This window comes from Paenibacillus sp. OT2-17 (assembly GCF_009827695.1).
In the GTDB taxonomy this organism is placed as follows: Bacteria; Bacillota; Bacilli; order Paenibacillales; family Paenibacillaceae; genus Paenibacillus; species Paenibacillus polymyxa_B.
The window spans coordinates 1-8,477 of the sequence record NZ_WUDQ01000133.1; the positions used below are offsets into that span (position 1 = coordinate 1).

At 43.7% G+C, this 8,477-nt stretch carries 8 protein-coding genes; 5 read left to right on the top strand and 3 right to left on the bottom strand.

The window, feature by feature from the left end; all coding sequences use genetic code 11:
* Positions 1-2,016 (bottom strand): class 1b ribonucleoside-diphosphate reductase subunit alpha (gene nrdE / locus GRP75_RS14870; RefSeq protein ID WP_160789684.1); only part of this gene is annotated, 2,016 nt, incomplete at its 3' end.
* Positions 2,003-2,362 (bottom strand): class Ib ribonucleoside-diphosphate reductase assembly flavoprotein NrdI, encoded by a 360-nt coding sequence (gene nrdI / locus GRP75_RS14875; RefSeq protein ID WP_016819181.1) that lies wholly within the window; start codon positions 2,360-2,362, stop codon positions 2,003-2,005. The genes nrdI and nrdE, both read right to left, overlap by 14 nt.
* Before the next feature lie 407 nt (positions 2,363-2,769).
* On the opposite strand from nrdI, the gene GRP75_RS14880 reads away from it, so the two are divergent.
* From GRP75_RS14880 to GRP75_RS14890, 3 genes are read left to right on the top strand one after another with little or no spacing between them, the layout of a single operon-like run.
* Positions 2,770-3,132, top strand: a complete 363-nt coding sequence (locus GRP75_RS14880) for a DUF2500 domain-containing protein (RefSeq protein WP_023988085.1) — start codon at positions 2,770-2,772, stop codon at positions 3,130-3,132.
* A 59-nt stretch (positions 3,133-3,191) separates the two neighbouring features.
* The gene (locus tag GRP75_RS14885) at positions 3,192-3,752 is read left to right on the top strand and encodes a GNAT family N-acetyltransferase (protein WP_160789685.1); all 561 of its coding nucleotides are present in this window, start codon (positions 3,192-3,194) and stop codon (positions 3,750-3,752) included.
* 2 nt (positions 3,753-3,754) lie between these two features.
* Complete coding sequence (locus tag GRP75_RS14890; RefSeq protein ID WP_160789686.1) at positions 3,755-4,978, top strand: MFS transporter; 1,224 nt, start codon at positions 3,755-3,757, stop codon at positions 4,976-4,978.
* A 72-nt stretch (positions 4,979-5,050) separates the two neighbouring features.
* On the opposite strand, the gene GRP75_RS14895 is transcribed toward GRP75_RS14890, so the two are convergent.
* The gene (locus GRP75_RS14895; RefSeq protein WP_160789687.1) at positions 5,051-6,742 is read right to left on the bottom strand and encodes an ABC transporter substrate-binding protein; all 1,692 of its coding nucleotides are present in this window, start codon (positions 6,740-6,742) and stop codon (positions 5,051-5,053) included.
* Between the two features lie 280 nt (positions 6,743-7,022).
* On the opposite strand from GRP75_RS14895, the gene GRP75_RS14900 reads away from it, so the two are divergent.
* Together GRP75_RS14900 and GRP75_RS14905 are read left to right on the top strand one after the other, a co-directional pair.
* Complete coding sequence (locus tag GRP75_RS14900) at positions 7,023-8,090, top strand: LacI family DNA-binding transcriptional regulator (RefSeq protein WP_160789688.1); 1,068 nt, start codon at positions 7,023-7,025, stop codon at positions 8,088-8,090.
* 206 nt (positions 8,091-8,296) lie between these two features.
* Positions 8,297-8,477 (top strand): glycosyl hydrolase 2 galactose-binding domain-containing protein (locus GRP75_RS14905; RefSeq protein WP_160789689.1); only part of this gene is annotated, 181 nt, incomplete at its 3' end.

Genomic DNA, 8,477 nt, shown 5'->3' on the forward strand with positions numbered 1-8,477 from the left:
TCCTTTGTGTGCGGCGTACAGATAGCAACGTGCTAACTGACGCGTAGTCACGTCACTGTTCACATGAAGCACGGTCGAAATTCCTTGGTCCACGTGCGGCTGGATTTCTGCAATCAGATCAAGCACTTTGAACTGATCCATTTGATAAGCGGATTTATAGAAGAACACGTTATCCTTTTGCAAATAAGGCATTGGATAGTAGGTCGTCGAATTGGCATAGGTACGGGTTTCAATCTGCTCAACAATCGGCATGACGCTGGATGTTGCATTTTGAATGTACGAAATGCTAGCAGTCGGCGCAATTGCCATACGATAGGCGTGGTACAGGCCATTTTTCATCACATCTGCTTTTAATTTGTCCCAGTCCGCTGAAGTCGGAACATAGATGCCTTTGAACAACTCTTGCACACGTGCAGTTGTCGGACGATAATCTGTGTTCAGGTATCGGTCAAAATATACGCCTGTCGCATAATCCGATTCCTCAAATCCATAAAAGCTTTGTCCAGATGCTTTCGCGATTTCCATACTCTTTTCGATGGAATGATAGTTCATCGTCATGAAGAAGGTACGGACAAAGTCTTTTGCTTCATTGCTTTCATACGCAATTTTGTTTTTGGCAAAGTAGCCGTGCAGATTCATAACACCCAGACCGACGGAGTGCATTTCACGGTTCGCTTTCGCAACACCTGGTGCATTAGCTACTTGGGTCATATCGCTGACTGAGGTGAGCGCGATCATACCCTCATGAACAGATTCGCGAATTTTACCATGTTCCATCACATTTACAATGTTCAGAGAAGCCAGATTACAGCTCACGTCCCGGCGGATAGTATCCTGTTGTCCGTAATCTGTAATTTCGGAAGTTTCCTGCAACTGGAAGATTTCCGTGCATAGGTTCGACATCTTGACTTGACCCACGTTTTTAAGAGCATGTGCCTGGTTCGCGTTACTTTTGTTCATGATATATGGATAACCAGACTCCAACTGAATCATGGCAATTTTCGTCAGCATGTCACGTGCGCTCATCGCTATTTTTTTCTTCACCCGATCGTCAGCAAGCAGCGTGTCGTACATTTCATCCAAATCCATGTCGTCCAGATGCGTTCCATAGGCTTTGAACACACTGTAAGGAGCAAATACATGCAGCGGTTCATTATCTTGAGCCAGCTTGTAAAAGCGGTTTGGCACCAGCAATCCAATAGAAAGTGTCTTGAGACGTACTCTTTCGTCAGCATTGATTTTTTTGCTATCCAGGAACTCAAGCACGTCCCATCCGAAAATGTTGTAATAGGCTGCGCCAGAACCTTTACGTTGTCCCATTTGATCTGCGTAGGAGAAGCCGTCTTCCATCAGCTTCAGCACAGGCATTATGCCTTTTGCTGCGCCTTCTACACCCTTAATCGCTTCACCGCGTGCCCGCAGCTTCGACAGATTAATGGCAACACCTCCGCCGATTTTGGACAACTGCATGCAGGTGTTCAGCACATAGTTGATTGAGTTCAGGGAGTCGTCCATTTCGAGCAGGAAGCAGGAAACCAATTCCCCACGGCGGCTTTTGCCTGCATTTAGGAAGGTTGGTGTCGCTGGCTGGAGACGTTGCTCCATCATCGAGCGGGACAACAGGCGTGCCGTATCGGCGTTACCGCGTCCTAAATGCAGCGCGACAGCAGCAACCCGGTCAGGGTAATGTTCCAGATAGACTTTACGGTCGTTACTCTTCATTGCATAGTCAGTATAAAACTTGGATGCTGCCATATAGGAAGGAAATTTAAAATTATAGCTATGAGTGATATGGAAAATATCATTAATTTCGTCAGCCGTGTAGCTGTTATAGAAATTTTCGTAATAATCATTCTCAATCATATACAGCACTTGAGCGGTTGTGTCAGCAAACTTCAAACTCCGTTCCTGAACTTCCTTCATAAATTCCGCTACAGCCTCTTGGTCCTTTTCCAATTGGAAAAAGCCGTCTGTATCGCGTTTCATCAACATGTTGTTCAATTCAATATGCCGCAACTCGGCTCACCTCCTGTTTAAAACGCTCTACATCTCCGAACGTTCCAGATAATTCAAATTTACTAATTACGGGGACATTATAGTGGTCGGCAATCAAATCCGCACTTTTGGCAAATTTCTCACCCCAGTTACGGTTGCCGCTTGCAGCTACACCAACAAGGTTTTGTGCATTTTTTTTCAAAAAGGAAGATACCCTCTCAGGTATCTGCCCAAACCCGGTTGTATATGTAATAAGTACGTAAGGTTCTTCTATAGTCATTTGCTCCTCGATCTGAACCGCTGGAAGCTTGAGCTTGTTTATAAATCTTTTTACATTGCCGGTCTTGGAATCATATGCAATCAGCATGGTATGCAACCTCCTTAAACAATTAACGAAAAAAGAAAACGGCATTGCCCGAGATCCATCATAGCTGGAAACCCTTGCTGGCTGTGCCATTTAAAATTTTTGACTCTATATTTACATGTATTTTCATACCTGTATCTTCAAGATATCGGGCATAAATACGTTTTTTACACTATATTTAGAGTACATTCTCTATTTTATATCTATATATAGTTTTGTCAATCGGTCTAGAGGGGATCAGCGGACCCAGATCGGGTATAAGTCCAAGCGGGGTACGGAAAAGAGCGAAAGAACTTTTTTTTCGTAAGTATGTTAAAAAAGTATTGGAGTTTTTGAGGGTGAAGATGTACGATTTGTCAATGGGCAATAGAATGGAAAATTTACATTTTACTGTAGAAAGGATGAAGCAGATGGGAAATGATTTTATGGAATTTCAATCGTTTAATATGATCTTTTTTATCGTATTTGGACTCATTGCTATTGTAATGATTATGGGAATTGTCAAAACGATAGGAGCGGGCCTGTCCAATCAAGCAGCCGAACGGATACAACGTTCATGTAAGGTTGTGGATAAACGGACGAGAGTGCGTGGGGGATCAGGCGATTTTTCAGCTTCGACATATTATTATATCACCTTTGAGTTTGACGGGGGTGAGCGTATGGAGCTGGAGGTGAAGGATACGGACTTTGGTATGATTGTGATCGGGGATCGTGGGGAGCTTCATTATAAAGGTACACGTTTTCTGGAGTTTGTAAGAGTAATGGAAGCATAAAGGTGTTGGCGGGGAGTTAGTATTGCCAAAACAAATACATAATTGGAGGGAAGATTACGATGCCGCATATCATTGGAAAACGAATTGTATTGAGAGAATACCGTCAAGAAGATGTACCAGCTATCCGAAAATGGGTCAATGACCCGGAAATCACACGTGGTTTAAGCGACGTGTTTATCTACCCGCATTCACAGGTGAATAGCGAATCCTTTGTGCAGATGATGATTGACGGCAACCCCGAGATCAAAGGTTTTGTCATTGCGCATAAAGACACACTGGACTATATCGGACAACTGGATTTATTTAAAATCAACTGGGTAAATCGGCACGCCACCCTTGGTGTTGTGATCGGGCGTGACGGTGACTTGGGCAAAGGCTACGGACGGGAAGCGATCCGGCTGTTACAAAAATTTGCATTTCATACACTGAATCTGCATCGGCTGGAGCTGGAGGTCTATGCGTTCAATGAACGTGCACACCGTTGCTATTTGGCATGCGGCTTCAAGGAGGAAGGGCGGCTACGGGAAAAGCTATTCAGGGAAGGGCAATACTATGACATTATTCAGATGGGGATTTTGCGAAGCGAATACGAGGCTGCAGAGCAAGCGACGGAATCCTAAGAATGCAATCTCATAAGCTATTTTACTCCGTCAGCTTTCTTCAATTTTTTATGAGTGAAATCACGGGGACTACGCTCATCCTTTTTCTATTAGCTAAAGGACTTTCTTTGCAGAGTGCGAACTTCTTACTAGTTGTATTCTTTGTAAGTATTTTTTTGTTTGAGATACCCACAGGGGCTATTGCAGATAAGTATGGAAGAAAAATTTCTGTTATTTTGGGACTTTGTTGTTTTCTACTCTATAGTGTGTTGTTCGTTTGGACAGATCATATCGGGGTGCTTGTGTTTGCGCAAGTTTTTGGGGGTCTGGCTATATGTTTACAATCAGGTTCGTTGGAATCATGGGTTGTGGAAAATAGTGATAAGCCCATGGAAGTTCTTTTTACAACCTCTAACAGTATACAGTACATTTCGGGATTTATTTGTGGTCTGTTGGGAGCCTTCCTCGCAACTTTTAACTATTCACTTCCATGGGTGGCTAGCATTTTATCTATTATTGTATGCATTTTTCTATGTTTCTTTTATATGGATGAGGAGAACGTTACTCAGCGAAAGACGTCTACTACCCGTATTAAAACGATTATCGGAGAAAGTGTACGTATCGGTTTTGAAAATAAGTCTATCTGGATCGTGTTTATGATTGGCTTATTTATCAGCTTTTCGAACTCGGCGGGGAATACATTTCAACAGCCACGTCTGGTTGGCCTTTCCGAACAAGGGATTTGGATTATGGGGTTTATCAAGGCAGGGTATTCACTATGTATGACTTTGGGAAGTTACCTGGTTCGAAAGCTAGGCTCACGATACAGTGATGTACGTATACTCATGTATGCTTGCGGTATGATTGGGATATGGCTCATTTTAGCCGGTGCGTTCAACACATTTTATCCTGCACTGCTTACCTTTTTGATCTATGAAATTGGGCGCGGCATGTATCCGGTTGCCAAACAAATTTTTCTGAACAAAAGAATCTCTAATGAGTATCGTTCTACACTACTATCTCTGGATTCTGCGATTTCACAATTAGGCATGTGCGTAGGTTTAATCGTGACAGGTATCATCAGTCGTAATTTTACGGATTTGTCTTCCGATCAAACACCAATTCAAATATCTTGGGTGATGTGTGGCGGGATTGCGTTGATTCCTATCATTTTATTGTTTCACGTCAATCGTGTTTCAGGCAAAAGTAATTCTTGGAAAGAAAAAGAAACCAAACAGAATGTTTAATATAAAAGTTAATGTAGAAGGGCTGAACAGCATTGTCTGTCAGCCCTATAATATTTCATTAAAAAGCAAACCCTATTTTTCGCCGTACCACAGTTTCAGGCGATTTTGGATTAGGCCAGTGTAGATTTCTTCAGCTTTTGGCACACCCGCCTGATCCAGCTCTTGGAGCATGCGGTCATACACAGCGTCGAACTGATCTGGCTTGGCGAGTACAGCCTCAGGAATCCGTTTGCGTACAATGTCCTGCGACTTTTGATAAATAACATTGTAATTCGTATCGGTCGGAACAGGCATGTTGTAGGCAGCACCCCACTCTTTTACCGGAAAATCCTTTTCGTTCGGAAACAGGTCTTTCCACGTCTGGGCTTTGTATGCCTGAAGGGACTCTTTTTCGGCTTGACTATAATTTTCGGTAATCATCTCCGGATAATTGGTTGTGTAATAGTTGCCAGAAGGGTCCTTCACGCTATCGCCATAATGTGGCCCCCATATCCAGTACAAACCGATTCCTGACTCTCTGCTAAAAGAAGCGTTATCAGTGTTTTTACGTTGTTGCACATCCGCCGGAATGACTCGTTTGCCGTTCTCTACGTTGTAATGCTGGCCTTCAATTCCCCAATTGCGTAAAATTTGTCCTTCGTCGGAGGCCAGAAAATCCAGAAACTTGATAGCTCGCACCGGATTTTCGCATGAGGTTGTAATTCCGATCCCGGATGCAGTATCGAAGCCGATAGGCTGAAGGGAATGGTCCTCGTATTTCTCATTTAAAGTGACTGGAAAATGGGCGTAAGTGAATTCATCCTTACCGGCTGCCTTGAGCGCATTTTCGGCATCTTGATAGTTCCATTCCTGATCAATGAGTCCGATGACACGGCCTGCGGCGATTTTGGACTTGTACTGATCACTTTTTTGTACAAAAGTATCCTTATCCAACAGTCCTTCATTGTACATATGGTTCAACCAACGGAAATATTCGCGTTCTTCTGGGCGCTTGTAGTGAAGAATGGCTTTGTGTGTTTTAGGATCAATATAATATTCGCCATCGTCGGGTCCACCTGTAGCAGTAACAGCCGGGTTTGTCACTGTAATTTGAATTTTCCAGTCTTCGGCATCAAGTGATAGGGGAATGGTAGGCTGGCCATTGGTGGTAGGGTATTTGGCGACATAATCTTTAAGTGCTTTTTCAAAATCTTGAACGGTGCGGATTTTAGGGTATCCAAGCTTCTTAAGTGCCTGATGCTGGATTTCGAAGCCAGCTTGTGCATCAAACGCGATGTGATCCACACCCAAATTGGTCGGGATCGTGTAAATGGCTGGATCTTCACTACTATATTTAATACGATTAAAATAGTCTCCATACACTTTCTTAATGTTAGGGCCGTATTTATCAATGAGATCTGTTAAGTCAATGAGTGCTCCGGCATCGACCAACTTGCCAATGTCTGATTTGGGGTACACGAGATCTGGATACTCTCCGCTCGCTGCCATTAAAGCAAACTTTTCCTCGCCTCGACCATTGACAGCATGTTCGGCATTTAGCGTAACGCCCGTTTTCTTGATAATTTCCTGCCCGACAGCATCCTTCATGTTGTTCCAGTTAGAGCTGGAATCACCGCCAAAGAAAGTAAGTGTAATGGGACTGGTGTCATTAGGATCTTCCTTTTCTGCCTTACCGTCTGTTCCATTCGCGCAGCCCGTTGTAACGAGCAGCAGCAAAGACAGGAGTAGAATGGAGCTCTGTCGTACCAACCTGTTCTTGAACATTTGCAAATCCCCCTTAATAAGTATGATTTACACAATGTAAGTGCTTTCAATAGTAAATTGTAGGAAATAAAGAACCTCACGTCAAGTAATTTATAATTGCTTGTTATGCGGTTTGTTTTTTTATTAAGCAAACATATTTTGGTGAAGGGTGTGGATTTGTACAAATCTATCATTTGATGATCTAAAACAAAGTATGCTACGATGGTACCAGTTTATAGGTACACCCGTGTATTAGAAAGGTTAAGATAGAAAAAGACTCCGAATAGGGTTGGGTGAGAAGATGCGTGGAAAAGTAACGTTGCAAGAAATTGCGGATGCGGCGGGCGTTTCAAAGTTCGCTGTTTCGCGTGCACTATCAGGCAAACCCGGTGTAAGTGAAGAGACAAGGGCGGTTCTGGTCAAGCTTGCCGCCCAGATGGGCTATTTTCGCAGTCACCCCAAAATGACAGGGGTAGAGCCTCGGGACACAGATACCAGAGAATGGTCAGGTACCGTGCTAGTGTTATTTCCGAATATTAGGTATCAGAACAGGGAATCTAGATACTGGGGGCCAGTATTTGAAGGGATTTCTGAGCGTCTGAACCGTAAGGGTATGGATATGATCACGTTAACGGAGCCCTCGACTGAAGATATGTTTTCTTTACTGAACCCGGAGGCGATTAAAGGGATTATCACAGTGGGGACGATTTCAACTTCGTTGTTGCTGAACATTTATCGGATGGGTATTCCGGTCGTCATGGTAGATCATTGGGATTCTGCATTTTTAAGTGATACGGTGTTTACAGATAATCGCACATGCATGAGTGAATTAATGAAGGACTTGCTGTGCAGGGGCTATACCCGCTTTCAGTTTGTGGGTCATATTGATGACGCTCACAGTTTCTACGAACGCTGGGAAGCATGTCGTTCCACACTGGAAATGAGCGGAGTAGAATTGCGGCAGATTAAAGATCTTCTTCACAGGGGAGCGCAAGCGCTTGCTGAGGAAATGGAAAAGTTGTCCGAGGACGAACTGCCTGAGGTTTTTGTATGTGCTAATGATGTGACTGCTGCGCAAGTCGTGGATGTGCTGAAAGAAAAGGGGATTGACGTTCCGAGGCGTTGCGGAGTGACCGGGTTTGACGATACGAATGAACAAATGCCGATTTATGCCACGGTAAGAGTGGATAAGGAATTGCTGGGAATGCGTGCAGTGGACCAGTTGTTATGGCGCATAACGAACCCGAACTCGCCTGTCGAGAAAAAGTTGCTACATGCTGAGCTATTCGTACGGGAAGTTCATGCACCCCGGATCAGTCGGGAAAATGATGATCGTGAGCGTCCCATCAGCACAATCACATATAGTTAATGTCCAGATACGTGTTATGACACCATACACCGTGAAGACGAAGGAGGTCGCTTTTAGCCTGTTTAGGGGCAGAGGGCGACTTTTATTTTGTATTTTGTCATTTGTTCTAAAAAACAATTGACTACTTTGTTTGCTTAATGTTATTTTTGTTATGTTGCTGAAGAATCCAGATGTTCCCAATCATGCTTATAGGGAGGCTTGTGACGATGGTTAATGTGATAGGATTGGATGGCTGGAGGTTTAGGAAAGCACAAAGTGATGAGTGGCTTAGCGCGAAAGTGCCGGGTTGTGTGCATACTGATCTTTTACGACATGGCAAAATTCCTGATCCGTTTATTGGTGTGAACGAGATGGAGGTACAGTGGATTGATAAGCAGGATTGGATAT